The organism is Lysinibacillus sp. GW823-FHT06C08 (assembly GCF_058795135.1).
Genome location: NZ_JBXAHN010000008.1, coordinates 26,757 through 53,168, shown reverse-complemented (window position 1 = coordinate 53,168; position 26,412 = coordinate 26,757). Strand labels below are relative to the sequence as shown.

Genomic DNA, 26,412 nt, shown 5'->3' with positions numbered 1-26,412 from the left:
GTTATTGGATGTACAGATATACAGCTCAACTTCTTAACATTCATCTTGATAAATTTGAACTGTTTTAGGTTTTAAATTAACTATATTTTTAAATACTTTAAGATTTTCTATATGTCTAAAAAATTCATCTAAGCTTTCAAAATCCATTGACCATTCTGTAACTTGTAATTTTTTAAATTCATCAATAGGAGTAAATAATAGTTTGCAATGAAGCTGGCTCATTCCTAAATATTCATCATCTTCGTATTCAGTAAACTGGCGTACAAACGAAAAATGAAACATTTCTTTACGGTAAGTACCACATTCGAATAAAATTTCCTTTTCATCTTCTCCTACAATATCTTCCTCACAAAATTCTTTAAATGTTGTCCAAATTGACGATACTGAATCTGTATCAACATTTATTTTTCCTTTCAAATAACCTTCTACTTCTTGAATCCTCACTATTTATCGCCCCTCTTGTTACTTGTTCAACCTTTATTAAGAATAAAGAGCCAAGTCTAATTAAGCAAATAAAGTTACCAAAGCGTCGTTTGGTAATATATCTTTAAAAATTGTTATTCAATAATATGGCCCGATTGTTGAATAAATGTTTTAAAAAGAAGCAGCCTTTCGGCTACTTCATCATCTGACTCAAAATATTATTTCTTACTCTAAAAATTGTCGTGCTAGATAACCCCATATGCTTGCCAATTGCACGTATGCTATCCCCATCTAGCAATCTATGAAGGACTTCAACCTCTCTATCGCCTTCTACAAATGGAATGTGTTTCTGCACTTCTGCTATCTTTTGCTCATATTGCTTAATTCGAAAATTCAGCGAATATACACGACGTTGTACTTCTGTAAACACTGGATCACTAGTTCCACCACTTGCCTTTGGTAATGTTGCTTCAAGGCCATACATAGCTGTTTTAGCTCCAATGTAGCTATTGTTATTCATCTTCGCTACCGGCTGCTTTGCTTCCTCAATTGTTTCAACCATCCAACGATAATTCTCAATCCACTGAAGTAAATCCTCTTTCGTAACTTTAATTTGCCCTGTTAACATAGGTTTGCCCTCCTACGGTCAATATTTGAAATTTTTAAATTTTTAATCTTAAATTACTAGCCTAAAATTGACCTCCAATATTCAATTACTCGTGGTACAATAATCCAGCAAGGAGGTTTTTATACAGTTATGGAAATATTATTTGGAATTATACCTATTTTCTTTTTATTAGTTTTCTATCTTGTACCAATAGTATTTATAGTCTGGTTCGTGCTTAAAATCATTAATATTCAAAAAGAACAAACTGAAATTCTATTAAGAATTGCTGAAAAGTTAGAAAAGTAATGTAGTATGGAGAGCTTCTATAAAAAGCTCTCTAACTTCTCACAAACCGCAAAACTACCACTAACTTTGATAACTCTATAGTTTGGATACCTAGTCATGTATTCCAGTACCAAGCGTCTGATTTCATCGTTATCCTTCGCCTGTTGAAATATCCAAGCAGGCAGAAGGACTTTGTGGGGTACGTTACTGTTCAATGATCAATTCCTCTTGAGTTAGTTCATCTTCAATAACTGAGTAATCCGTAACATCGATAACATCGCTCATATCCTCGGAAACCTCTGTTTTAATCGTTTCATCAACCTAGATTGACTTAGGAGCATATTTCAATACTTCTTTCAGTACAGTTTTCTTAGCCATCGCGTCATAATTGGTTTTCCAAGGGCTTGTCCAACCTTTCTGAACTGCTTGTGAGAACTTGTGAGCATGCTTTTCAACACGTTCTCTTGTCCAGTAAACAAAGTCGTATCCACCATTTTTCAAGTGGTATACAGCGTAGTAACCGATTGGTTCACCCTGTGGGTTTTGAGACGGAACATGAACAAGATCTTTGTGTAATCCGTTTGAGTAAGAAAATTCATCTTCTTGGAAAACTTCATATGCATAAATTGCCTTGTATTGCCCACTACGTACTGCTAAATCGATTAAGCCTTTATAACCTAATAGGAACTAACTTGTTTGCCGTATGGGATTAGATAGGCTTGTCCTAGCCCTGTGTTTGGCTCCACTCCTAATTGAGCAGATTGCATAAGTGCAGCTAGAAGACTGAATTGGTCGCAGTCTAGTAATTTAGGAGTTATGTTCGAACTGCTGTTAAAGCGATTCGAGCAATGCGATCAGCATCCATGTGTTTTGGTAAAGCATGTTGGATTTCAGGTCCCATTTTTTAACAAAGCATTTCAGGATGTTTCAGGAGAAGCTTGCTTTGATACTTGATTTTGTGACTTTGCTTGATATGAAGAAAAGTGTATGGCGTCCTGGTACGTATATACATTATCAAGAGTCATATAACAATCATATAAAACCACCTATCGGCAATCACAAGTTACAAAAACCCACAAAAATGACTCTTCAAAGGGAATTAATTGATAAATTGGTTTCTTATAAGTTAAAACGTGCAACCATACAGGAGATATTTAGAGTTTTTAAGTCAGCTGTTTCATATGCTGTCGAGGAAGAAATCCAGCCGAAAGATTGTTTTACGAAGATGGATTTTAGCGCCGCACCTACTGGGGATAAAGCAAATTTTTATACTGAGGAAGAATTAAAAACTTTTCTATCATGCGTGAAAGATAACGATCCTACTACTAGATATACTGCTATTCTTACTTTAGCAATGACCGGAATGCGTAAAGGCGAAATGATGGGAATAACATGGAATGACCTTGATTTTAAAGCAAAATCTATTACGATAAACAAAGCTAGAACAAGAACAGGTCTTGGTCCGCCAAAAAGCGATAACGGTTATCGAAAAGTAAGTATGAATAATGAATTATATTCGCAGTTAAAAATTTATAAAGCCTGGTGTATAAAGAAGAAATGGGAAAACAGCATGCCATAAAGACGAGGATTTTGTTTTCATTTCACGACAAGGTTGTAATCCAATAGGATTAACTTATGTTGAAGATGCATTAGACATGATTTGTACTAAATATAACTTAAGAAGAATTTTTCCACATGGATTAAGACATACAGTTGCTTCCATTTTACTGGCACGTGGGGAAACACTTGTTACAGTGGCAAAAATACTTGGAGATAACTCAAATACTATATTAAAAGTATATGTACATTCATTTGAAAAAGACGAAATTAAATCTATCGATCTAATGAACCAGTTTGCAAATGGATAAAATAAAAGTTAATAGCGATTTCTCATCAAATTGGGGTACTTTTTGTGGTTCGCTTTTACTGTGACCCCTCCCCTCCCTTATATATCAACGTTTTATTCTTTTTTCCATCCAAATGATGTAGTTCGCATGGTAGATAACGCCCATTTGGTCTGTCTCTGCATATCGAATCTCAATCTGTTTTTCACTCACAAACATTTTCTTCACCTCGTCCTACATTATAGCGTAAAAATGTTGATTTGCTGTGGTTTTTGCTCTATTGATTAGAAGAAGTTAAAATATGTATTTCTACGAAGATTTAAAATTAGATCAAAAAAATATTTTTAAAAAATGTTGGTTTCCTTTTTTACCAGTTGTACACTGCTTAATTGGGGTACACTCGGGAACAAACATTAAAAAACGAAAGATGCTGGGCAGGTGCTAAAAATATAAAAATCACTTCTCTTAATGAGAGTGATTTTTATATTCTTTTTATTATAATGACAACATCTACCAGTGTTGATACAATTCATTCTCAAAGGATAAACTTTTACTAACTTTTTCTTTTTGTTCATTTAGCAGGAAGATTAGTATCTTTGATCAAACTTTCTATTAAAGCAAAATTATGCTTTCATAATATGAGTTTGCCTCCCTATAATTACCTCAGCAGCTTCCCTTGTAATCTCACCTAAAGTTGGGTGAGCGTGAAGTGTTAAAGATATATCTTTAGCAGTCATGCCCGTTTCGATTGCAAGACCCATCTCAGCAATCATATCAGATGCACCATCACCTACGATTTGAGCACCGATTAATACCTCATCTTTTTTGCGTACAACAAGTTTCACAAAACCTTCTGCTGTGTTTAAAGTTAATGTGCGGCCGTTTGCAGCAAATGGGAATTTTGCTACTTTCACCTCGATACCTTCTGCTTTTGCTTGCTTTTCATTGTAGCCAACAGTTGCAAGTTCTGGATCCGTAAAGCAGACAGCCGGGATTGCTAAGTAATCTACGATTGACTTTTCGCCAGCAATTGCTTCTGCAGCTACTTTACCTTCATAAGAAGCTTTATGCGCAAGTTGTGGGCCAGATATGATATCGCCAATTGCATAAATATTGGGTACTGAAGTACGGCATTGTTTGTCAACTTTTAATAAACCTCGTTCTGCGAATTTGATGCCTACTGCTTCAAGACCCATTTCATCTGTATTTGGACGACGGCCTACAGTGACTAATACATAGTTCGCTTCAACTGTTTTTTCTTCTCCACCAGCTTCATACGTTACAACTACGCCGTTTTCATTTTCTTCCACGCCTTTAGCTGATGCGCCAACAATAACTTCCACGCCTTTTTTCTTTAAGCCTTTTTTCACAACTTGTGTCATTTGCTTTTCAAAACCAGCTAAGATGTCTTTGCCACCTTCAATGATTGTTACTTGAGAACCTAAGTTAGCGTAAGCAGATCCTAGCTCAGTACCGATATAACCACCACCAATAACAACTAATTTTTGTGGTACTTCTAGTAAAGAAAGTGCACCAGTTGAGTTGATTACGCGTTCAGTGAATTTGAATGTTGGAATTTCAACTGGTCGAGAACCTGTCGCAAGGACTGCATTTTTGAATGTGTAAGTTTGTGAGTTGTCGCCGTCGATGACACGTACAGTGTTTGCATCTATGAAGGATGCTTCACCTTTCACGATATCAATTTTGTTGCCTTTTAATAGACTTTCAACACCACCTACTAATTTAGAAACTACGCCTTTTTTGAATTCTTGCACTTTTGTCCAGTCAAGTTTTATTCCTTGTGCAACAACACCCATATCATCTGAATGCTTTGCTTGCTCAAAACGGTGACCTACTGAAATCAGTACTTTTGATGGGATACAGCCGACATTTGAGCAAACTCCTCCTAAATACTCTCGCTCTACAATTGTTACGTTTTGCTTCATTTGAGAAGCACGGATAGCCGCCACGTATCCTCCTGGGCCTGCACCAATCACAAGTGTATCAATATACTTCATCTATTATTTCCCCCTCATTACTTGTTATAAAATGAAAAACATTATCCCAAAAAAATTCATCTTTCACACAATTATGGTGACCTTTTGTTACAACTTTAATTACTTGTTTAAAATTACTATCTTTTATTAGGACATCCACATTTGAAATAGGCACTTTTTTGTCCTTAATTGAGTGTATGGCTAGAGCTGGGGACTGTTGTGTTTTTAATATATTTTCTAAACACCATTCTCTTCTTGCTTTTAAAAAAACACCTCCCCGTAATAAAAACCAACTGACAAATAGCCAGCCAAAAGGAATATACGGTATTTTTACTTTCTCTGCCATTGATTTGCTAATACTTTTTAATGATGTAGGCATTGAATCGGTAATAAGTGCTTGTAACCTAAAATCTGTAGAATTCACAATACTTGCAGCAATCCCCCCCATTGAATGTCCTAAAACGTAGATCGCATTACTATTAATATCTGGTCTCGTCCATACATAATCTATCGTTGATGTTATACTTTGAACAAACGATGCAATACTTACTTGTTTTTGTTTTGACTCACTTTCCCCATGACCAATAACATCCACAATTATTACGTCATAACCGTTAGCTAATAAGGGATCGACATACCGCAACATGTCTGATTTATTAGAGCTCCACCCGTGAATCAGTAGAAAACAACCTCTTGCCTGCTCACTTTTAATAAGCCATCCTCGAACTGTCCCAATGCCGAGTTCTATTTCAATGTTTTCATAAGTCGAATTCGGGTATTTTTTACACTCTTTCATTTTCGGTGTAAAAATATGAAGAATGATATATCTCCTTAGAGAGAAAATAATTGTTATGAAAGCAACGAATAAGAAATATTTCATAAAAACACCTCCACACAAGATACCAAACGGTCTCTTTTTGATTATAAAAAAGACGGCTTTAATGCCGCTAGTTAGCAATCATTGCGATATATTGCCTCAAATTATTTATTATGATCTCTGTTAATTGTCCATCATTCTTTAATCTATCTAAGACGAGCCCGCCTTCAAGTGTTGACACAATATAAATCGCAGTGTCGTACGGCTGCACTGACTGCTTCAACTCCTGATGCTTAATTCCATCCTCTATAATATTCATTATCCACATTATCAACATATCCATAGCTTCTTTGATCGATGGCAGTAATGTACTCCCTTCTAAATCATCCATTTCTATAGCTGCGTTAAAAATAGGACATCCACCTACTATGGGTTTTCCTGAACTTAATTGTAGAAAAGCCTCCACAAATGCGATTAATTTATCTGTTGCATGTTCGTGTATTGAAACACTCATCTTTAAATGCTCCTGCATGATTTCAGTTGAAAAATGAAAAGACTCAACCATCAACTGCTCTTTATCCTTAAAGTGTCGATATATCCCCCCTTTTTGAATATTTGTTTCCTGAATAATGTCACTCATCGTTGTTGTCATGTAACCTTTTTTGTTAAAAATCGCAGAAGATTTTCGAATAATATTGCGCCTAGTTAATTCACCTTTTTTCATTTAAACCTCCAAAAAGATACTCTTTAGTCTCTTTTAATATATAAGAACTTGAATATAATTTCAACAACTATTTAACATGCAAGATGTGATTTATCAATCAGCTTTTTGTACACTGCTTGTTTGAGATAGTCACGAACTGCAGCTTTAAGTGTTTTGTTAGTAAATTTCATAGTATCATCATCCTTTTCAATTAAATCATTTTTCTCATTCATAGCATTTTCAATTCGTTTCAAGAAACTATCCCACCGTTCTTCACTTAATTTTCGATGTGAACAATATTCCCTGACCAATCCTGGTACTTCTTCACTCGCTCAATACCCAGCCATACTGTTTCAATAATGTTGAAATGCCTGAACTGCATTTTCTTCTGCAACTCCATTACGAACACCACCACTTTTGCTGTAGCAAATTTCTACCTCAATAGAAATACGATTACCTTTCTTTAAAGTGTTAGGATCATTACTGCCACCGCCGTCTCCGCAATGCCAAGCGTTACGATTGAAAGGAATTGCTTAAATAACCTCTTTATCATCAACTGAAACATAGAGAGACTTTGAACTTGCTTGTTTACTACGTATGAAATTGGATTACCGAACATGTGGCCAACCTTTGTATCTATTATTTCAGCATCTAAAGGATTATTAAGAGTATTGTTCACCTTGTCGTCAACACGAACTACATGGTCATTACCTTGCGCATAATCGGTTGGTTTACGTGTTAAAATTGGCACTGCTAATAGTTCAGCTTTATACCAATTGTAGTAGAGTAATCATTTGTTACGTTCTGCTTTTGTTTCTGAAATTAGCTTATCGAGTAAAAGAGGTGTAACGCCTTTCTCATCGATATAAGCAATGTATTCGTTCACTGTACCACTTCCTTATTTTGAATTGACCCCTTTCACACTGGCAACATCATAATCATCCAGCCCATACCACACTTATTCTCATGATCTACAACCATGCGTAATAAAGCATGTAGCCAGATAACCCTAAGTCTTCTATGATCTCTGTAAACAAAGAAAACATACTTTCTCTATGCGTATCGTAAACTTCACGGACGACAAGAGCTGTACGTTTTTCTTCTAACAACCTTAAAAGTATTTTGAGTGCCACACGATATGATTTAGAAGAACCATACCCACCGACTAAAAGTTGAGTTTTGCAACTCCAGTCGAATAGGAAATCATCCCTTCTCACTTTCTCTTGATGACAATTTCCATAGGTCCTTCACCTTTTTCATCAAGCTTTTCCATTTCAGCTTTAGTCTTATCAATGTTCAACTGCATCTGCTCAAGTTTAATCCTGAGCTCGTCATCCTGATCTGCCCTCTCAACAAACTGACGAATAGAAGAACGCAACTCCCCAACTGCTCTCGATTGAGCAGTGAGTAGTTGCGCCTGTCGTTCCCCTTCGAATTGCAAGTTGTATTCTTCTTCGATTGTAGCTTGCTCCACACCACCACCTTCTTCCTTAGAACGTGGGTAGTATTCGTACTTTGCCTTTTTGAGCTCCTTAATCATTTCACCTTTATCTGTAACGTGCATGATTCGTTGTGCCCTTATGATTGCAGCATACTGAATCTGTATTTGATCCCAGATTAAATCAGCTGGAGAACATTCGTTCATGGCTTCCATGATTTCAAGTGTTACTTCGGGCAGGAACTTTTGAAAGAAACCGTGTGTAACAGCATTCTTATTTTGCTTAGGTGCACCATAACCCTTTGCATTGTTGTTGCCTACAGGAGCACCCCTACTACGTTTAGTAACGTTACCATTGGATTTGGTAACGTTACCTTTCAATTGATCATCCCATTTATCTTAGTTTTTCCACTTTCGAATTTGCGAATCGGATAATTCTAACTGCTCTGCAATATCCTTCAGGAGCATTTGCCCTTTGCTTTCAAGCCACATTTGAAATGCTTCATCACGTTTCGGATTTCTTGGTCTAGCCATATCTCATACATCCCCACCTCGCGCCGACCTCCCTCCGAGTTTACATCATATTTTTCCTATCACAAAACATGCTACATGTTTTACATTTGTTCCTTTTGTTATATTTGTTCCAAACGTTACATTAACAACTTTATTAAAAGCTTCTGTTAGTTGAATACGGATGTTGGTATCCCTAACCAAAAATTTGTGCAGCAATAGCAAACAACTCTTTATTCCTATATGGCATTTTAATAGAGTTCTTTATCATTATTGGAGGATTACTAACTTTAATAAATCCACTTTTCTCCAAGAAGAACATTAACTCGTCATTACTGGATGACACATCAATCCTTATCTTTCCTTGATGATTAATAACTAACCCATCTATTATTAAAGCAGCTGTTTGTGAATTTGGTGCTACAATAGGTCCTATTAATAGATTTTCTGGACCTAATATAGATATTCCAAATCCAATAATCTTCCCCTTTAAATTTCTAACAACTAAACATTGTTTGGATTGATTTATCCTGTTAAGAAGCAAATTCCCCCTCTTATCTCCAAATGCAGCTGAATCTAATTCAATAATTTCATTAATGTCTTTCTCTTGGTAGCTCTCTAGAGTAATTTCTTGAAGATTATTAAACAATCTAGTTGGAATATAATTATCGCTTAAATACTTATGTACAGAATCGACAGTAATAAAACCCAAATTTTCATATAAAGGTTTTCCATTATCTGTTGAAATTAACATTATAGAGGTATTTTGAGAAACACTGTCTATACACTTCTGAGTAGCATTCTTCCCTAAGCCTAAACCTCTATATTCTTCATTAACAATAACCATACCTATTGAAGCTAAATCAGTATCATAAGGTATTATTGCAGCACTCGAAACAATTTTCCCCACAGCATTTTTATGTCCGTATATTTTACCAGATGACAAAATAGTTCTAATTTCCTGTTCATCATAATCCCAGCCAACTGATGTAGAAAGTTCTACTAAGCCTAAGACATCATTTTTATCAAATTCCACTAATTTCAAAACTTTTTTATTGTCTGTATACATTAGAAATCCCCCTACTTTATTTCTATTCTTATCATAATTTACCATCTACCCTTGTTCAACTAAATTGCTCCTTCAGTTGAAGAAACAATACTTTTAAAAATAACAAAAAAGAAGTAACCTTTCGGCTACTTCATCATCTGACTCAAAATATACTTCCTTACTCTAAAAATTGTCATACTAGATAATCTCATTTGCTTTCCAATTGAACGCATGCTATTCCCATCTAGTAATCTATGGAGGACTTCAACCTCTCTATCCCCTTCTACAAATGGAATGCGGTTATGCACCTCCGCAATCTTTTGCTCATATTCCTTAATACGATAATTTAGCGAATATACACGATGTTGTACTTCTGTATACACTTGATCACTTGTACCTCCACTAGCCTTCGGTAATGTCACTGGATCCTCACCAACTATGGCAACAACGAGATCAAAAATATTCATCAGTTTTCTCCCACCTTACTAGTCTAATTTTTTATTCTCAATTTACAACTATACAATTCATGCTGAGTTTCCTAAAATAGTAATTAGAAGAAGAGATTGAGAGGTTAAAAACTAGTATATTTAGAAGGCAAAATTAGTGAATACCTATACTTTTTCGTTATGTACGCACATAATAAGATTGCTTAAAATGGTAAATGGCTCATCAAAAGTTAAGGAGAGGGATTTATGAAAAATTGCCCTAACTGTTTAGCTGCAAATTCATATAAAAAATTCTACAAAGAAAATATAGATATATACGTATGTGAATATTGTGGTGCAGTTTCAGAAGATTATACAATAATAGAAAAAGAAACTTATTTAGAATATAATCATTCAGAAAAAGTCAGAGAGTCAGAAAACAAAACCTATTATTATAGAGAGGTAGCTCCATCAAAATGGCCTAAAAAAATCGCCTTAATTTTGATTAGTATAATAGGGTTATTGATAATCGGACAATCGATAGAAATGATCTTTTCAGAAGAGGTAAAACCGACAAAACAAGTTTCAACCATTACGCCCGAAATGTTTCAAAAGCTCAAAATTGGTATGAGTGAAGATACCGTAAAAGAAATCGTAGGATATGGTGCATTGCACAAAGATGAAAATAAACTTAATTATAGAGGAAAAAACGGTGTAGAAGAAAATTCTATGGTAAGTTTAGAATTTAATAATGGCAAGCTAGAAGCTATTTATGAATTTGGATTGATTACAAAAAGGAAATATTAATATGGATATCTATAAATCATTTCTTACAATACATATAGAAGAAATTTTTTATAATTAAGACCACGACGGCATATCATTTAGCTGTCTTGGTCTTTGTTGATCTGTAGCCGCATTTACAATTCTTTTCTATACTATTCAAAGCTAATTTCCAATACAAAAAAGAGCACCAATTTTGGCACTCTAAAGACTCGTAAATCTTCTTTCGTTATTGGAGAGATTGTAATAATTTGAATTAAATAAGTTTGCATTAGGTTCATTAGTAACTTCCAAAGATATATATTTTTGTCCATCATTCTTTTCATAAGCAAAAATTAAATACTTTTCTATGACAGTGCTCGTTTTTTCTTTTGCTCGTCCACCAATTATAGCACCTAACGAACCAAAAACATTATCCCCCGCTATAGCTCCTCCAGCACTACTTACCCAACTTTTTTGAATCTCAACATCTGTTTTTATTAGAATATCGGTAACTTTATTTATATCTAACTCGATTGTGTCTTGACCCCTTTCAAAAATGACTTTATCTGTGCATCTGTACACAAAGATTTCAGCACCTTCAGCAATTGGTAAACCAGCTGTATGTTTTACTTTAATACATAAATCTGCATTGAAAAGTTGTTGTCGAGCTCTTGAACCAAGTACTTTACTCTCTGCATCAAATTGTTCTCTCTTTCTATTAGCTTCTCTTTGTTTGCGTGCTTTTATAGCTTCAGCACTATAGGTTCTTCCATAAAGTAGAATTAAAAATCCCCCAAATAGAGCAACAAGTACCAATACAATAGCTGAAATTATAATGTCCGCACCATTATATCCTTTGGTGTTTAAAAATGTGCTAGATAAACCATACAAGAAATATATTCCAACTAATGAAATGATTATTAGGTGAAGAATTCTTTTCATCTAATCCCTCCTTATACACAAATATACATAATTCGGGGAGAATTCACCAGAGCTGTAATGATAGTTACAATAGCTAAATTTATTTCTTTGATATATCAGCTGATGGAAATTGGACAATGACATTATAATAAGTAGATAAATTGTAGTTATCTTCTAAAATGATAGCGTTAACATATGTTCATTAAAAAATGCCCTGGCTCAAAATTAATTGATTGCTGGGCATTTTTTAACACTGTAGTTGGGAATTTTTCAGATGTTAATAAAAATCATTACGCTTATGAAACGATTAAGTGGGATAGTTTTCAAACCTTCAAAATCACTATTTTCATTGTTTCATTATTGAATGTCTCCAACATAAATACAGCCGAACTCACAGATTTTTTTGCAATTGCACTTGTGATTTTCATTTTATATGTCTATATGGGGCATTGTTATTCTGACAGCTAATTCTACAACGGGCTTTGAAAAACATTTTGAATAATCCGATTTTTCTAATCTCCATAGTCGTTTGCAAGTACAAAGGATGCCTCTCCTATTCGAATCCAATCTAATTCATCAGTACCCTGTAAAGCACTGATAAAATGATAATCCGTACTATATGTATCAAAGCCGTCTTTATTAGGAAATTCTCTCCAGACTTCTGCTTCTTTTGTAGGGTCAAACCTAAATATTTTAAAATCCCTTGACTTGCATGTTGAATTTGCTTAACAAAAAGTTGATAATCCTCAACGACCTTGATAATTGATTAGGGTATATCATTTGAAAAGACTTAGGCATTCGAATTAAATATTTTCCCTTGGGGAGCCCAAACATTGGGTTACTTCCGTCACCCAGCTATCAACACTATCTTCATCATAAATATACGCTGCGTATCCATGCAATAAGCCATCTAAAGTTAATGACCACCCAAGTTAATATCCCCTATTCAACTTATTGCTTCTACCCTGTAACCTCATAAATGGGTTTTCTTTATAGTCCAAATACAACTTTTTGCGGTGATTGCGCCACTTCTTCCACTTCTTGGGATGCTATTGGTTTGTTACTACGGGGCGAAACTTAGTCTGTCCTTTATTGACATGTCTAATGAGCTTTCCAAGCCCAATCGGCTGTATAGTTCGGAATAATATCAATTAGTACGAAAATAGACAAATTTAAATATTTTATTAGAATTTATAGCTTTTTTTAATAGAAATTAGCTTATTAAAATAACATTTTCAGCTAAACAAGCACTTTATACCTACATTATTACAAAAATGTTTTTTTGTAAAATAAAACTATTGTATTATTTATCCGTAGTTTGAATAATTATTAATCTATTGCTATCATACTAGTCGCAATACAATTTCAAAATAAGGAGACGATGGATGATGAACACTAAATTTACAAAATTAAGCAAAAAAGGTCTGAGTGCTGCCCTATTAGCAGCCGGAATCATAGGGATTTCGACAGCTCCAAATGCATATGCACATGGATTTGTTGAAAAACCAGCTAGCCGTGCAGCCTTATGTACTCAAAATTATGGGGCACTTAACTTAATGTGTGGAAGCATAATGTATGAACCACAGAGCCTAGAGGCGCCTAAAGGATTTCCGCAAAGTGGACCGATGGATGGAAAAATTGCATCTGCAGGAGGTCTTTTTGGTGGTATCCTTGATCAACAAACGACAGATCGCTGGTTTAAGAATACAATTACGGGAGGTCCCAATACGTTTACATGGAAGTATACTGCACCACATTTAACAAGCAAATGGCACTATTATATTACTAAACATGATTGGAATCCTAATAAACCATTAACCCGCGCTGATCTTGAGCCAATTGGAACTGTAGCACATAATGGTTCTGCTGCATCGACTAATTTAACTCATACTATTAATGTGCCAACAGATCGTAGTGGCTATCACGTGATCCTAGCCGTTTGGGATGTCGCTGACACTTCAAATGCGTTCTATAATGTGATTGATGTAAATTTGGTGAATAATGGTGGCAATGTAGATACGGAAGCCCCAACTCAGCCAAATGGATTACATACAACAAAAGTTACTTCTACTAGTGCCGAGCTAAAATGGAACCCTTCTACAGATAATGTAGGTGTGAAAGAATATCAAGTATTACGTGATAGCAAAGTAGTTGCAACTGTTCCAGGAACGACATTCACAGATAAAAATTTGAATTCCAATACAAAATATACTTACTCAGTAAAGGCAGTAGATGCAGCTGGGAATGTTTCTACAGTAAGTGAATCTCTAGTTGTAGAAACATTGCATGCTGCTCCAGATACAGAATCGCCTACTCAACCAACTTCACTACATACAATGGGAATCACTTCTTCAAGTGTCGACTTAATGTGGGGTGCTTCAGAGGATAATGTAGGCGTTGACCATTATGTTATATATAGAGGGACCACAAAAGAACAAATGACTGCTGTTGGGACTTCAACAATCACATCATTTATGGATATGAATCTTCAATCAAATACTTCCTATATATATGCAGTAACTGCTGTAGATGTAGCTGGGAATGAATCTATTAAAAGTTCCATTTTAACTGTAACAACTAAAGAGCAAAGTACTTCTTATGAGCAATGGAGTCCATTCAAGGCATACAAAAAAGGTGATAAGGTAGAGTATCAAGGTAAGAATTATGAAGCGGTTCAAAGCTATCAAGGCTATGGAGATCCAAATTGGATAAACGCTTTGTCTTTATGGAAAGAAATTAAATAAAAATTAGTTTTCTAGTAAGAGAATTCAGTATCGTTTTGTTCCAATAGAAATTATTGAAGTAAAAGCAGCTTGCATGCAAGCTGCTTTTTACACGCTAATAATCCAAGGAGATTACACAACAAGTTCGCTACATATAATTTCAATGAAGAAACCGTTTGATGATTGAAAAGAGTTTTCACCGCAACGTTTAGACTATTGCTGTAAGAAATAACCCCATCAGCTGAGGTTCATCTAAATTAATTATGGAGCTGTAATTTCTACCAAACTCCATGTTTCAGAAACTTCATTGTAAATTGCTTTATATATGCTTATTGTACTATTTACTTGTTGAACACCAAATAGGAGGCTAATTTCACCAGTAGTTGAATGGATGTCCACTTTAAAATCAAAGTTATTGTATGGAACTGTCTCATCAGGACGAAATTCTTCTTGTACCATTAAGCCAGACCATCCTGCCAATTGCATATGGACTGTTTCTGAAAATAATACAGAAAAGCCATCTTTATTATTTGTTGTTCCCAAAGTAACTAAAGGTGCACCTGGCACGCTATTCTCGTCTTATACATTTAGATGCTTTATAACGAGCCTTCACCGTACAGGCGACTTTCATCGCATACGGCGATCCGTCAACTATACTTCTATACTTATTTCCCCGTAAACATAGTAGTTTTATTTCTAAATATATTCAATAGAATTTCAACAAGGTAAAGAACTCTTTACCTTTAAAATCGTACTCAACCTTCTTAATACCATAAACAACATAACTAAGGTTGCCTAACTGAGGTAAAATAAAGCCCACCTAATTATTATAGGTGAGGCCACATTAAAAAAACTTATTTAACTTGGATCAAAAGTAGTTGTATAGGATTTTCAGAAGGTAAAGAATTTTTAACCTTTACCAAAATTGAATTTTTATCATCAACCTCACCTTTTCTGTACGACATTTAAATTTTATGAAAGAAAAACCCCACCTAATAAGGTGAGGTCCATTCTTATTCCCAATTAACTCCGTTGAATGTTGCAATAATGTCTCTTGTCATTTTATTACCAGATAAATTTTGTTTATTGCCCTTTGTAAATGTAATTTTTTGACCAATGCTTGCATTGTTGTCCAGTAAAACTACGATAGATTTATCGGTGTCATTCCATATTGCAGAAGTAATGAGATCTTGAGAGTCGTCATCAAAATGGCTAATCATATTAGATCCATCGATAACTTTAATTAGACTATGAGAAAGATAAATGTCTTCTCCTACTTCAAATGTAACTGAATTAGCACTAGTTCCACTTACAGAAGTTTTATCTAGCCCTACTAAAATGCTATTCTCGTCTTATACATTCAGATGCTTTATAACGAGCCTTCACCGTACAGGCGACTTTCATCGCATACGGCGATCCGTCAACAATATTTCTATACTTATTTCCCCGTAAAACATAGTAGTTTTATTTCTAGTTGAAATCAATAGAATCACCACAAGGTAAAAAATTTTTAACCTTCATTGGCGAATTCTCGATGCTGAAGGTGTATTACGGTCTCTTTTCAACAAATAACAAAATTAGTGTGGCGATTGGACCTAATATAAGAGAAAGTAAGAACCAATTTAACCCTCTTCTATTCTTCCCTTGCGCCAATCCAGCATTGATTAATGCTAATGTACCCCAACCTACGAAATATTGATTATCCATCATCTGTCCCCCTAATTCATTTAACATACTGACCGTTCGTAAACATTTTTCACAAATTTGATCATAACATATCCAAATGCTTCATATTGTGATTATGAACGTTTCGTTTTCAAAAGAATGTGATGGAAGAACAACTGACGAATGCGATGCTGGCTACCCCTTCATTTGAATGATTTTTTACGTTTTCCCTCCATTGCCTTTTCCCTATATCCCCCGCTAAATAATCAGAAAAAAATACCATTTTTGAGATAATTAAGGTAAATACAATAATGAACTGTTATACTATAATATCTTCTCCCCATTTTATGAAAGGTGGTACATTTATGAGTAAAACTCTTGTAAATTTACAAAATGAGCTTATAGCTGAAACGAAAAAAGGATTCCCCATTCTACTATCTGGCGTCCTAGTCTTTTTAATTTTCACCCTCATGTATTTTGTTCTTCCAATAGAGGCTGTCCGTTTAATTTGGATATTTGGTTTGGGCGCTATTTTCCCTATTGGCATGTTCATTGGTAAAATTCTCGGCGTCAGTTTAAATTCTACAGACAATCCTCTAGGAGTTTTAGGAGGAATAGTGGCAGCTCCTCAAGCTTTTTATATACCTGTATTTATCATCGTGTATATGAAAATACCTGAATACCTTCCCTTCACAATTGGTTTACTTGCAGGCTCTCATTTTCTTCCATACATATGGATTTATAAAAGTAAAGCCTATTTATTCGTTACTTTAGGAACCTGTTTTTCGGCCCTTATCTTAGGTGGTTTCTTTGTTGATTATGCTTTCACACTTGTACCTTTAGCTATTTCGATTGTGTATGGGATTGGCGTTGCTTTAATTCAAGGAGAACTTAAAGCCAAATCAGTATCGTCATCTGTTATAAGGTGATTTTTAAAGAAGAAACTATATAAGTAAATTCCGAAAGAGTTATTTGCTTTATCATTGTGCTTGATGCTATATTTTCCGATGATTTGTTGACTTTTTCCTTTTTATGTTTTATATTTACAATATCCATGTGCTGTTTAATCTCTAGTCAGATTAAGCAGCTTTTATTATTGCTATACTATGTATCGTTCTTGCATTCTCTTCACAATAGTCTCTTGTTACCTTTATATAAAAAAATTACCAGGCTCAAGTCATTGAGTACCTGGTTTTATTTCTGATGAGCGTAATAAAATTGTTAGTCCCATCCCCCACACGAAAATTACACCATAATAAAGTCTTTGTAATAAACCTGCTGGCAAAGGAAGGAAAAATAAAAGACCGATAAGGATAAGTAAAGCTATAAGTACTATTAAGTTTGAATAAGTCCACTTTTTACCTTTAACCAATGATTTTGCATAGATCCCCATTCCAATTAAAACAGTCATCATGCCTATTTGAGCTAAAATCGAATGCCAAAATAAATGAACATCTGCTGGTATAACACCAGAAACACTATTTCCTAGTGCAAAAATAAGAATACATACTGTTGCTAATTTATTGATTAAATTCTTTTCTAAGTATTGGGATAGATATAATATGCCAACTGAAAATGATAAACCATTTATAATAAACAATACATTCATCCAAAAATGATACGGCGAACAAATTTCATGTGGCGCAATTGCGTAAGTATATTTCCCACATGTAGTCACTCCTAAATCACTCATAGCTTGTTGCATCATATTATAAGGTACAAGTGAAGTCATAATAAAAATCGGCTCTATCACAAAATATAAAATGGTAACAATCCAACTCACTATTCCTATTTTTTTAGATACATATATAACATTCATCCCCCTTTTTATAATTATATAGTTATTTCTATCATTAATTACCAATAAATAGCCATTGCAACAATACGCTCTTCCTTCTTACCATATAAAAAAGGCCTTCATCCAAAGATGAAAGCTTCTATTTAGGCAAACTACGTTTTATATTTAGATTGATCAAGCCACTTAGATTGCATTCTAAAATTCCGTGGTTTCATTACCAAAACGGGCTATTTGCCTCTCTTTTCGTACATTTAACATTTGAGGTATGAAAATTCCCAATAAAATACATACAATTCCTAGCCATTGCAGAGGAGACACGACCTCATGTACAAGCGTAATTGAAGCGATAACGGCTGTTGGAAGCTCGACAGCTCCTAAAATTGTTCCTAAACCCGTCCCTACTTTTGGAATACCAATAGAAAAACAAATAACTGGTATAACGACACCAAAGAAACCTAGGATTAGCGCATATTTCCATAAACCAGCCTGCAATGTACCATCCATCAAGTATGTTGGGGGGAACATTATGCAAACAAAAAGTGTTGCACTCGTTGTCATAAGAAAGCTTTTTGAATAAATCGGAACTTCGGTAGAAACACGTCCACTTGCAAATATATATAAAGAAAAAGTTATAGCTGCTAGTAGTCCAAAGAGTATTCCTTTCATAGATAATTGTTGTCCTAACCCTTCAAAAATACCCCCAGCGAACATCGTTCCTACAAATAAGATAATGATCGACAAAACCTTTTCGCGACTTGGGAAAGTTTTATTAGCAATCGCTTCAATGAGAACACCCATCCATGTGAATTGAAATAACAGCACAATCGCAATAGATGCTGGCAGTTCTTTTACAGAAAAACCGTAAAAAATACTCGTTAAACTCATCGTTGTCCCAACCGCTAACAGTGATACTATATTTTTTAAGGATACTTTATGACGAGAAAAAGTAAGAACGAGTAATAATAGTCCAAACCAACCGAAAACATATTGTCCCCCTAAAAGTTCAGGAAAAGTATAGCCATTTGAAAATCCAACTTTCAGAATGGAAGATAGGATCCCATAGCTACAGGCACCTAATAAAACCACTAAAGAAAACTTCAACTTGTTCAAAAAATCCCTCCAAAAAATAAAAAATCTCGTCGTCTATAAATAGACGACGAGCGAATGAAACAGAGTGAAAACTCTACAAAATTCCGCCACTCACGAACTTGTGAGCGTTTGCTTATAAAATTAGGACAATTGTATAAAAAAAGCTTCGAAGTGTCAATACTATTCATTTTCTCTTGCTAGCAAATCCGATACTCCCCTTTGAAAATTATTTTAGTTACTATGATAAGCCAAAGCCTTGATACATATGGTTTTGGCCATTTTACTATTTCTAAAAATCTCCTTTCCTCCACTGAAAAATTCTTTTTCATCAGCCATGATTATCGAAAAAAAAGATTGTAAAATAGCAATCTGTGATTTATATTGGAGATTATGATTTTTTTTCTAAATCTCAAAATCATAACCAAATTCAATTTATATAAACGTTTTAGGAGGGAAGTGGATAAATGAAGATGTATCTTTATCCCCTACTAGTCATTATCGCAGCTAGTAGTTTTGGTATCGTTTCAACTATTATAAAACTGGCCATGCGTAGTGGGTTTTCTGTCTCTGAGGCCGTGACAAGTCAGTTTTTTATAGGCTTTTGTATAGCGGTATGTATCTTCTTAGTTACAAACAGATCCAAATTGAGCTTTAAAGGTGTTAAAATTCTTATATTCGCAGGTATTTTAACTGGATTAACAAACATTTTATATGGTCATTCTTTAAACTTCTTGCCCGCTTCGTTGGCAGTTGTACTACTGTTTCAGTTTACATGGATTGGTATGTTGATTTCTTGTATTACAAAACGACAATTTCCAAGTAGAATTGAATTAATCTCTTTAATCATATTGGTAGCTGGTACTATTCCGGCTGCTGGCATCATTGATGTTGATTTATCCCAAATCCCTATGCAGGGATGGTTATGGGGGCTAGCAGCTGCCCTTTGCTATTCCTTATTTTTATATGTGAATGGAAAAGCTACTGCCAGTATGTCCACATCTAACCGTTTAGTATTTGTTTCGTTCTTTGCCTTTATGATTACGGCGGTTTTTCAATCTCCAGAAATTATTTGGAATGGGACTTTGTTTAACGAAGGACTTTGGGTTTACGGATTGGCATTAGGATTATTTGGTATGATTATACCTGTGTTCTTATTCACTATTGCCGTTCCTAAAGTTGGATTAGGGATGTCATCCATTTTAAGTGCTGTTGAATTACCAATCGCAGTGATGGTATCCATTATCTTATTAAGCGAAACGGTTACAACTTTGCAAATAGCAGGTATCGTAACAATTATTATTGGTATTTGCTTGCCAACCATATTAGATAAAGATAGCTTGTTAAGAAACAACCAAACAACATACAAAAAATCAAGCAAAGAAATAGCAAAAGAATCTTCAATTTGAAGATCCTGACAGGCTTTAGGCAAACTCAACGCATTTTGAGTTTGCCTACAGTCTTTTTTCTTTTACCGTTGATTTCCACCACGCATTAGTCCTGGTTGAAATGTAGCAATTGCTTTAAGGGAATTTTTTCAAAAATATCATCATTTATCTTCCCCATATAAAACGTAAGATGGATATCACAATGAGCTAATGCAACATGATCCGTTAATTGTTTAGCAAACTGATCGATTAACTCTATATGTTCTTTTTTTACTTGTTTTTCGGAGTATACCTTCACCGTGATTAGATTCTCTCTTACATCCTCTTCAAATACCCTTGCATGAGGAGGCAAGTTCAGATCCTTTATTTCAGAAGCTCGGTTTTCATCTACTATAAACATTCTATAAATATCTTTCCCCAATCGAATATCCCATATTTCCATATCTTTAAATCTTAATTTCCGTTCAAAATAATCAATCATTTTAACCTCCACATTAAAATTTTACTATTTATATCCAACAGTTCATTTACATACATAATATCTTCTTCAACTACCCCGATTCGCAAGTACAAGTTAAATAATTTGTATACATATCCCATTTAGGAATGGTAACAATACAAATAGATAAAATCGTAAAGAGGTGTCTTGACAACAATATGAGAAAGGTATTAATTGTTTTTATACTATCCCTTGTTCTTACTCCTTCATTTCAACATTCTTCCGCTAAATCAACCGAGGACTCTGAAGAACTAAGGTTACAGGATATGCTTATGAATATGCTTGCTCCTTATATTGAAAAAGATTTGACTAATTTTTATTATCCAAAGATATCTAAGGAGTTTTCACCTCATGTCACCCCATGGAAAATTGACGTGATTGAAACAAGAAGAGTAAATGGTTTTCGTGGTTTTATATTGGAAATCACATTTGAAATTGAACCTACCGACGGCGGACATAATATCCCCATAGGAAAAGACCGTATGACCTATGAAATTTCTTACGGACCTGAAATTAAATTGATTCATCACACACACCTAAAAACATATACATTACCACCTGAATAAAAAAAATCTAACTTCAGCATTTAGAAAAAATCTTCTAAGAAATTTTATTAATTATTAAAAGCCACTGCTCATTACAAGCGTGACTCCTCATTTAGCGCGATATATTCACTTTTCAACATTGAAAAGAGGACCAGATCAACATATTTCCCTTTTTCAAATTCATGTTGTCTTAAAACACCCTCTTGGCAAAAATTTAATTTTTCTAGCAATCTGATGGATGCTTTATTTTCAGGTTCAACTTTCGCTTCTATTTTATTTATTGCCATCGATCTAAAGGCAAAATGAATAATCTTGCCTAAAGTCTCTTGCATGATACCCTGCCGCCAATAAGCAGGGTTCAAATCATAACCAATTTCTATACGGTTATGTTCTTTTTCATAATTCAAATAGCCACATGTTCCAATCACTTTTTTCGATTTGGCTTCTTCGATTACCCATCTTAAACCGATTTGTTCCTTAAAAATTTTTTCATACCAATTGATTTCAACCATTGCGTCTTCAACTGATTTAAATAAATTTAATGGAAGATACTTAACCACATTTTCATTAGCATAAAGCTCAAAAAGATCATTACGATCATCCACTGTGCCTTTTCTTAAAATGAAACGTTCTGTTTCTAATTTAGGGAAATCTTTAAATTCGAACCCACTTTTCATAATAACTCTCCTTTTCACCATAAAATAGCATAATTGAATAGGTACATATTCGATTTAGATAATTTATAAAATGATTGATGAACCTTACACTCTCTTTTAAATTTTAAATTCTTACATATTAAAAAGCCACATCTATTGTTGGATGTGACTTGGTAATTAATTATTTATAATAAACTTCGTGACTTAACATTGTTACCAGATACTATAAACTTTTCACTTTCTTCGTCAAAAAATAGATTGAATCTAAATTCGTTCATTATGCTTCCTGTATAATCACTAAGTCTTAATGTAGGACTGACCCAAAACACAACTTCATTTTCATCCATTTTCCAACCTTTTTCAAAGCCTTTGTGCTTTTCTTCAAGTCGTTCTTCAATAGATTGTCCGTTATTACTCATCGTATTTTTTACTAAATCAATAAAATTAGTTTGTGCCTTCCTATTCATTTACCTCACCCCCACTCACACTAATAATAGCGCTTATGGTATTATATGGTTACAAATGCAAAATTAAAACATTTAAGAACCTATATTCTGTAAAAAAAGCATCCATACCCATATTAGTGAAGTCGAACGATATTACCAAATGATACGAAATTTACGTGAAGATTGCATGATGACCAAAATAATTGTTATCCCGACAACGGGATACCATAATAGATGAGTAGGGACGATGAATATGAATACACCAAATAGTACAGCTGTTAAAGTGCTAATTGTAATGGCTTGGACATTCGTAAATTTATTTTGAATAAAATAATATAAAGTGAATGGTAGTGCTAACGTAAATATCGGAATATACATGAATACAATAAAATGTTTAATGAGCGATATTGAAAGTACCGCTATGATAAAACCTATTGATGTAGTAAGCGTGTGTCCTATAAATAGGTTACCTGTGAAATAGCTATATAGCAGAATAAGCATAATCGCTAAACAAGTAGAAATCCCAATAATTAAAACAAATGAATGGCCCATAAAGAAGGCTGCCATGGAGAAGCAAACTAAAGAGACCAATGGCAATAGTAATAGTAAAGGATTTTGTCCGCGTTCTATATTCATAACATTTGTAAAGCCTACAAGAAATAATAAAGTAAAAGGAATCGCCAAATACCCTAATTCGATATGGCTACTAAGATTAATATAATTCACCTCAAGACTACCAAACATTATGATGACAAGTGCAGCAAAAATTTGACTAATTAATCCCCAAATGCTTGATAATTTAAATGCTTGAGTAAGCTTATCGGCTATTATAATAACTACGATGCCAATTAATAGAGCTATATATAACAATTTTTCCCCCTCCTAAAATACATTTAAAAATTCGTATCTAGTTCTTCTTGAGTAACTTTATTCATGAGTGTTATTTTCCCTTCGTTTAGAACGCATACCATTTAATAAAGTGATTTGGCCCGAATGGAGAAATTGCTCATACTCTTCACTATTAACATCATATAGTGCAAGTTTCCCTTCATCGTCATAGTGAATTCCCCATCCGTATTTCTTTACTAAAGGTGAGGCTCTAAAACACGCTTTAGACTTTTGGAAAAAATTTTTTCTGATTTCATCTAATGAATCTGAGTCAATTTGATTTTTAATCAAATACGTTTGGAATTGCACGTCTTCCTCAGTGTATTTGTATGGGTTATGTCTAATTAAATCAAATTCAATTGAAGCTATAGTAGGCTTGTTGTTTCTTGGGACGGGGGTAACAGCCGAAGTGAATTCCGAATCCTCTGAAATTTTAATAAAGGTATTTTTATAACTCATCGAATAAACACTCCTTTATATTACCATAATTGTAAATAGTATAAAATTAGAATTTCATCTCTAATAATTTAATAAAGCTTTGAAACACTCTTACAGTATTCTTCTAACTCTCTCCGTGTATATAATGATGTAATAGGGTATTCGCTTGAAGTTTCTATCGAATAGGTTAAATGAACGACTGCGTATTTATTCATCTTTTCAATCCAAAAAATCACATCATCATTATCTTCTCTTCTAGCCACCGCAATTGCCTCTTTCCCATAAAGAATATGTTGTTGTGAAAGTTCTTTCTTTAACTCTTCATTTAATGATTCTGACATACTTTTTGAAATCAGCCACCACGGATCATTCATAAAATGATTGACACTTTCTCGCATCTTAGATCATCACCTCCGCTTATTAAATTTCATCTAGCCATAATTAAAAAGAAGCAGCTACTTGGCTACTTCATCATTGGTTTTCAATTTACTGTTTCTGCTACCAAACATCGTCATACTGCCTTACATAGCCGTTCCCATACATAAAGTAGGTCGTTATGTACTTGTCGCGTGAATTATTTTATTAATTGGCTCATAATAATTTCTTCGCCAATCCGTCCTAGTAGTCTCTTGTTCGTATCTTCAAATCCTACCTTTAAATATAACTTTTGTGCTGGTATATTATCTTTATCTACAACTAAGACAAGCTCATCACAATGTGGGAATTCTGATTGAACAAACTCAACTAGTAATGTCATTCCCTGTTTTGCGTAGCCTTTTCCTTGTTCAGCATGATTAATGGATAGTGCCGATAATAACAAAGCATTCGAATTATTAGAGTATTTCCTTACTCTTTCATTTGAATTCAAAAGAAAAAAACCAACAGGTGTATGGTCACTTAAAATGACAATACGATACTGTCCTTCATTGATTTCCTGAAAATTGCTTGGAAGCGCAGAGAATTGTTTTTGTTCCTCTGTAAGGACGAAAGAGTTTAACTCTTCCTTATATTCACTTGTGAAATGCTGTAGTTCAACCCTGTTCAATTTTTCCATATGACAATTCCCCCAATCACTTTTTCTATACTTTACCATCTTTCGTGATTTTGGTCATTCATTTATTTGAAATTTCTAAATAAATAATGTCGTTCCACTCCATTTATGACCTGTTTGGGATCCTCCCCGTTGACTTTCAGGAATACCGAAACACTTTTGCTTACTCAGTGGAACATCACATAGGTATTTGTCATATGCTATAGAATGTTCTTCTACTGAAGACAATGATTCCGCAACAAATGTTTTTTGTATGGTGGCCATCGCTAAGCCTAAGCCTCTTTCCCTACTTCACAATATCATTGGAATGAACACCTCAATCCAGTAATGGGATAGAAATTTAGATTTGCACACACTTTCCCTTAATATGAAAGACTTTTTATTTTATTTCTTTTTCTATAAGATAGGTGCTAACTACTTTCGAAGGGTGTGCTTATATGTCACATAATTTCCAACTTACATTGCCAAAAATACCTACTGATTTAGAAAAAGCCAATTTTCAAGATATTTTTTACGAGGAAGAACCTTTTTTATCAAATTGCATGATCGCAGATACAGTCATTGATAAGGAGGCTGTTGAGAGATTAATCGTATCTAAAGTTATTTTTAAAAATGTCACATTCATCAATTCTTCCTTTAAAAAAATGGATGTAACGGATGTCATTTTCGAAAATTGCGATTTATCTAATTTAAACTTAAAGGAAAGCCTTATACATAGAGTGGTTTTTAAAAACTGTAAATTATTAGGTGTGAATTTTTCCGAGGCTAATCTTGGAAACGTTTTTTTTGAAAATTGTATGGCAACCTTAAGCAATTTTCCTGAGGCTCGTTTAAAACAAGTAGTATTCGATAACACCAACCTACAAGGAGCGAATTATTTTGATTGCTTACTCAATAAAGTGGCATTCCATGAATGTGATATTAATGAGGTAGATTTTACTGAAACCTCTTTAAAGGGGATAGATATTAGTACGTGTACCTTTAAAAGACTTCAAGTATCTCTCGAAAGTTTGAATGGGTGTGAAGTATCTTCTGAACAAGCTATCGGGTTTGCTTCACTACTCGGGTTAACGGTTAAATGATATGACCAAGCAATGTTTTAAAACTACTCAAAACAGCCTAGCATTTAAAAATATTCATTTTACGTTACAAGTAGCCATTGAAATTTATTTCCTTTTGGCTACTTTTTGTTTTATGAAAAAAGCATTTCGCCTTTTATTATAAGGTAATCCGACTATTAGGAGGTATCATAATGACCCTAAAGATTATTAAAACACTTTTATCTATTATTATGGTGTTCATGTATTATTTGGGCTTTTGGACAGAAACCTTCACAATAAAAATAGTTATTTTCTTTCTTATGCTCATCTTTATTTTTGAGGCAGGAATGGAATCGGGGAAGAAACAAAATAACAGCATGTAATCAGAAAGTTTAAGGTACTTTCC

Annotated in this window: 34 protein-coding genes and 2 pseudogenes; 9 read left to right on the top strand and 27 right to left on the bottom strand. The window is 34.1% G+C overall.

The window, feature by feature from the left end; all coding sequences use genetic code 11:
• Window positions 1-33 precede the first annotated feature (33 nt).
• The 4 genes from AC1Q6O_RS17365 to AC1Q6O_RS17350 all read right to left on the bottom strand — a co-directional run bounded on the left by AC1Q6O_RS17365 (window position 34) and on the right by AC1Q6O_RS17350 (window position 2,082).
• Window positions 34-444 (bottom strand): hypothetical protein, encoded by a 411-nt coding sequence (locus AC1Q6O_RS17365; protein WP_089986980.1) that lies wholly within the window; start codon window positions 442-444, stop codon window positions 34-36.
• A 172-nt stretch (window positions 445-616) separates the two neighbouring features.
• On the bottom strand, window positions 617-1,051 hold the full coding sequence (locus AC1Q6O_RS17360; protein ID WP_107922692.1) for a helix-turn-helix domain-containing protein: 435 nt from the start codon (window positions 1,049-1,051) through the stop codon (window positions 617-619).
• Window positions 1,052-1,636: 585 nt separating this feature from the next.
• Complete coding sequence (locus AC1Q6O_RS17355) at window positions 1,637-1,942, bottom strand: recombinase RecT (protein WP_492401920.1); 306 nt, start codon at window positions 1,940-1,942, stop codon at window positions 1,637-1,639.
• Window positions 1,943-1,992: 50 nt separating this feature from the next.
• Window positions 1,993-2,082 (bottom strand): hypothetical protein, encoded by a 90-nt coding sequence (locus AC1Q6O_RS17350; protein ID WP_492401821.1) that lies wholly within the window; start codon window positions 2,080-2,082, stop codon window positions 1,993-1,995.
• Window positions 2,083-2,258: 176 nt separating this feature from the next.
• Between AC1Q6O_RS17350 and AC1Q6O_RS17345 the strand changes: the two genes are divergently transcribed.
• Entirely contained in the window at window positions 2,259-2,894 is a 636-nt protein-coding gene (locus AC1Q6O_RS17345) for a site-specific integrase (RefSeq protein ID WP_164908720.1), read from the top strand.
• Between the two features lie 19 nt (window positions 2,895-2,913).
• A complete protein-coding gene (locus AC1Q6O_RS17340; RefSeq protein ID WP_492401918.1) occupies window positions 2,914-3,183 on the top strand; it encodes a tyrosine-type recombinase/integrase in 270 nt (89 codons plus the stop codon).
• 599 nt (window positions 3,184-3,782) lie between these two features.
• Here the strand turns inward: AC1Q6O_RS17340 and lpdA are convergent.
• The 10 genes and pseudogenes from lpdA to AC1Q6O_RS17290 all read right to left on the bottom strand — a co-directional run bounded on the left by lpdA (window position 3,783) and on the right by AC1Q6O_RS17290 (window position 10,139).
• Window positions 3,783-5,177, bottom strand: coding sequence for a dihydrolipoyl dehydrogenase (gene lpdA, locus AC1Q6O_RS17335; protein WP_008177380.1), 1,395 nt, complete (start codon window positions 5,175-5,177; stop codon window positions 3,783-3,785).
• Entirely contained in the window at window positions 5,164-6,036 is an 873-nt protein-coding gene (locus AC1Q6O_RS17330) for an alpha/beta hydrolase (protein ID WP_043990298.1), read from the bottom strand. Before AC1Q6O_RS17330 ends, lpdA begins: the two co-directional genes overlap by 14 nt.
• A 67-nt stretch (window positions 6,037-6,103) precedes the next feature.
• Complete coding sequence (locus AC1Q6O_RS17325) at window positions 6,104-6,697, bottom strand: TetR/AcrR family transcriptional regulator (RefSeq protein WP_008177378.1); 594 nt, start codon at window positions 6,695-6,697, stop codon at window positions 6,104-6,106.
• A 71-nt stretch (window positions 6,698-6,768) separates the two neighbouring features.
• Entirely contained in the window at window positions 6,769-6,930 is a 162-nt protein-coding gene (locus tag AC1Q6O_RS17320) for a hypothetical protein (RefSeq protein ID WP_237068888.1), read from the bottom strand.
• Window positions 6,931-7,139: 209 nt separating this feature from the next.
• Window positions 7,140-7,427: a hypothetical protein gene (locus AC1Q6O_RS17315; protein WP_175445554.1), complete on the bottom strand. Its 288-nt coding sequence runs from the start codon at window positions 7,425-7,427 to the stop codon at window positions 7,140-7,142.
• Window positions 7,428-7,686: 259 nt separating this feature from the next.
• A pseudogene (locus AC1Q6O_RS17310) lies at window positions 7,687-7,893 on the bottom strand (phage terminase large subunit); the annotation flags it as partial.
• A pseudogene (gene terS, locus AC1Q6O_RS17305) lies at window positions 7,890-8,501 on the bottom strand (phage terminase small subunit); the annotation flags it as partial. The pseudogenes AC1Q6O_RS17310 and terS, both read right to left, overlap by 4 nt.
• 12 nt (window positions 8,502-8,513) lie before the next feature.
• Window positions 8,514-8,648, bottom strand: coding sequence for a phage terminase small subunit-related protein (locus AC1Q6O_RS17300; RefSeq protein WP_107922697.1), 135 nt, complete (start codon window positions 8,646-8,648; stop codon window positions 8,514-8,516).
• Between the two features lie 172 nt (window positions 8,649-8,820).
• The gene (locus AC1Q6O_RS17295; RefSeq protein ID WP_089987257.1) at window positions 8,821-9,693 is read right to left on the bottom strand and encodes a GNAT family N-acetyltransferase; all 873 of its coding nucleotides are present in this window, start codon (window positions 9,691-9,693) and stop codon (window positions 8,821-8,823) included.
• Window positions 9,694-9,818: 125 nt separating this feature from the next.
• Window positions 9,819-10,139, bottom strand: coding sequence for a helix-turn-helix domain-containing protein (locus tag AC1Q6O_RS17290; RefSeq protein ID WP_107922698.1), 321 nt, complete (start codon window positions 10,137-10,139; stop codon window positions 9,819-9,821).
• 225 nt (window positions 10,140-10,364) lie between these two features.
• Here AC1Q6O_RS17290 and AC1Q6O_RS17285 point away from each other — a divergent pair, with 225 nt between their 5' ends.
• Complete coding sequence (locus AC1Q6O_RS17285) at window positions 10,365-10,904, top strand: hypothetical protein (RefSeq protein WP_089987256.1); 540 nt, start codon at window positions 10,365-10,367, stop codon at window positions 10,902-10,904.
• A 180-nt stretch (window positions 10,905-11,084) separates the two neighbouring features.
• Here the strand turns inward: AC1Q6O_RS17285 and AC1Q6O_RS17280 are convergent, their stop codons facing one another.
• On the bottom strand, window positions 11,085-11,804 hold the full coding sequence (locus tag AC1Q6O_RS17280; RefSeq protein WP_089987255.1) for a hypothetical protein: 720 nt from the start codon (window positions 11,802-11,804) through the stop codon (window positions 11,085-11,087).
• A gap of 1,367 nt (window positions 11,805-13,171) precedes the next feature.
• On the opposite strand from AC1Q6O_RS17280, the gene AC1Q6O_RS17275 reads away from it, so the two are divergent.
• Window positions 13,172-14,527, top strand: a complete 1,356-nt coding sequence (locus AC1Q6O_RS17275; protein ID WP_342551128.1) for a lytic polysaccharide monooxygenase — start codon at window positions 13,172-13,174, stop codon at window positions 14,525-14,527.
• A 240-nt stretch (window positions 14,528-14,767) separates the two neighbouring features.
• Here AC1Q6O_RS17275 and AC1Q6O_RS17270 read toward each other — a convergent pair whose 3' ends face one another.
• The 3 genes from AC1Q6O_RS17270 to AC1Q6O_RS17260 form a co-directional block, all read right to left on the bottom strand.
• Window positions 14,768-15,049 carry a hypothetical protein gene (locus AC1Q6O_RS17270; RefSeq protein WP_128472294.1) on the bottom strand — a complete coding sequence of 94 codons (282 nt, stop codon included), beginning with the start codon at window positions 15,047-15,049 and terminating at the stop codon, window positions 14,768-14,770.
• A 470-nt stretch (window positions 15,050-15,519) separates the two neighbouring features.
• Window positions 15,520-15,726 carry a hypothetical protein gene (locus tag AC1Q6O_RS17265; RefSeq protein ID WP_089987253.1) on the bottom strand — a complete coding sequence of 69 codons (207 nt, stop codon included), beginning with the start codon at window positions 15,724-15,726 and terminating at the stop codon, window positions 15,520-15,522.
• Between the two features lie 328 nt (window positions 15,727-16,054).
• The gene (locus AC1Q6O_RS17260) at window positions 16,055-16,216 is read right to left on the bottom strand and encodes a hypothetical protein (protein ID WP_155269804.1); all 162 of its coding nucleotides are present in this window, start codon (window positions 16,214-16,216) and stop codon (window positions 16,055-16,057) included.
• Between the two features lie 320 nt (window positions 16,217-16,536).
• Here AC1Q6O_RS17260 and AC1Q6O_RS17255 point away from each other — a divergent pair, with 320 nt between their 5' ends.
• Window positions 16,537-17,100, top strand: a complete 564-nt coding sequence (locus tag AC1Q6O_RS17255; protein WP_089987252.1) for a DUF7010 family protein — start codon at window positions 16,537-16,539, stop codon at window positions 17,098-17,100.
• A gap of 248 nt (window positions 17,101-17,348) precedes the next feature.
• Here the strand turns inward: AC1Q6O_RS17255 and AC1Q6O_RS17250 are convergent, their stop codons facing one another.
• Both AC1Q6O_RS17250 and AC1Q6O_RS17245 read right to left on the bottom strand, forming a co-directional pair.
• Complete coding sequence (locus tag AC1Q6O_RS17250) at window positions 17,349-17,990, bottom strand: DUF998 domain-containing protein (RefSeq protein ID WP_089987251.1); 642 nt, start codon at window positions 17,988-17,990, stop codon at window positions 17,349-17,351.
• Between the two features lie 174 nt (window positions 17,991-18,164).
• Window positions 18,165-19,079, bottom strand: a complete 915-nt coding sequence (locus tag AC1Q6O_RS17245; protein ID WP_043990292.1) for an EamA family transporter — start codon at window positions 19,077-19,079, stop codon at window positions 18,165-18,167.
• A 449-nt stretch (window positions 19,080-19,528) separates the two neighbouring features.
• On the opposite strand from AC1Q6O_RS17245, the gene AC1Q6O_RS17240 reads away from it, so the two are divergent.
• Window positions 19,529-20,464: an EamA family transporter gene (locus tag AC1Q6O_RS17240; RefSeq protein ID WP_008177346.1), complete on the top strand. Its 936-nt coding sequence runs from the start codon at window positions 19,529-19,531 to the stop codon at window positions 20,462-20,464.
• A gap of 85 nt (window positions 20,465-20,549) precedes the next feature.
• Here AC1Q6O_RS17240 and AC1Q6O_RS17235 read toward each other — a convergent pair whose 3' ends face one another.
• Window positions 20,550-20,924: a hypothetical protein gene (locus AC1Q6O_RS17235; protein ID WP_043990291.1), complete on the bottom strand. Its 375-nt coding sequence runs from the start codon at window positions 20,922-20,924 to the stop codon at window positions 20,550-20,552.
• Between the two features lie 176 nt (window positions 20,925-21,100).
• Here AC1Q6O_RS17235 and AC1Q6O_RS17230 point away from each other — a divergent pair, with 176 nt between their 5' ends.
• Window positions 21,101-21,508 (top strand): DUF3888 domain-containing protein, encoded by a 408-nt coding sequence (locus AC1Q6O_RS17230; protein WP_090002744.1) that lies wholly within the window; start codon window positions 21,101-21,103, stop codon window positions 21,506-21,508.
• A 71-nt stretch (window positions 21,509-21,579) separates the two neighbouring features.
• Here the strand turns inward: AC1Q6O_RS17230 and AC1Q6O_RS17225 are convergent, their stop codons facing one another.
• The 6 genes from AC1Q6O_RS17225 to AC1Q6O_RS17200 all read right to left on the bottom strand — a co-directional run bounded on the left by AC1Q6O_RS17225 (window position 21,580) and on the right by AC1Q6O_RS17200 (window position 24,969).
• Window positions 21,580-22,164, bottom strand: coding sequence for a GNAT family N-acetyltransferase (locus AC1Q6O_RS17225; RefSeq protein ID WP_089987249.1), 585 nt, complete (start codon window positions 22,162-22,164; stop codon window positions 21,580-21,582).
• Between the two features lie 164 nt (window positions 22,165-22,328).
• On the bottom strand, window positions 22,329-22,610 hold the full coding sequence (locus AC1Q6O_RS17220; RefSeq protein WP_089987248.1) for a hypothetical protein: 282 nt from the start codon (window positions 22,608-22,610) through the stop codon (window positions 22,329-22,331).
• A 132-nt stretch (window positions 22,611-22,742) separates the two neighbouring features.
• A complete protein-coding gene (locus tag AC1Q6O_RS17215) occupies window positions 22,743-23,459 on the bottom strand; it encodes an MraY family glycosyltransferase (protein WP_171365015.1) in 717 nt (238 codons plus the stop codon).
• Window positions 23,460-23,516: 57 nt separating this feature from the next.
• Window positions 23,517-23,936, bottom strand: coding sequence for a DUF6157 family protein (locus AC1Q6O_RS17210; protein WP_239354745.1), 420 nt, complete (start codon window positions 23,934-23,936; stop codon window positions 23,517-23,519).
• A gap of 68 nt (window positions 23,937-24,004) precedes the next feature.
• Window positions 24,005-24,313 carry a hypothetical protein gene (locus AC1Q6O_RS17205; RefSeq protein WP_239354747.1) on the bottom strand — a complete coding sequence of 103 codons (309 nt, stop codon included), beginning with the start codon at window positions 24,311-24,313 and terminating at the stop codon, window positions 24,005-24,007.
• A gap of 176 nt (window positions 24,314-24,489) precedes the next feature.
• Complete coding sequence (locus tag AC1Q6O_RS17200) at window positions 24,490-24,969, bottom strand: GNAT family N-acetyltransferase (protein ID WP_492401813.1); 480 nt, start codon at window positions 24,967-24,969, stop codon at window positions 24,490-24,492.
• Window positions 24,970-25,403: 434 nt separating this feature from the next.
• Here AC1Q6O_RS17200 and AC1Q6O_RS17195 point away from each other — a divergent pair, with 434 nt between their 5' ends.
• Both AC1Q6O_RS17195 and AC1Q6O_RS17190 read left to right on the top strand, forming a co-directional pair.
• Window positions 25,404-26,048, top strand: coding sequence for a pentapeptide repeat-containing protein (locus AC1Q6O_RS17195; RefSeq protein WP_239354751.1), 645 nt, complete (start codon window positions 25,404-25,406; stop codon window positions 26,046-26,048).
• 170 nt (window positions 26,049-26,218) lie between these two features.
• On the top strand, window positions 26,219-26,389 hold the full coding sequence (locus AC1Q6O_RS17190) for a hypothetical protein (RefSeq protein ID WP_164908721.1): 171 nt from the start codon (window positions 26,219-26,221) through the stop codon (window positions 26,387-26,389).
• Window positions 26,390-26,412 lie beyond the last annotated feature (23 nt).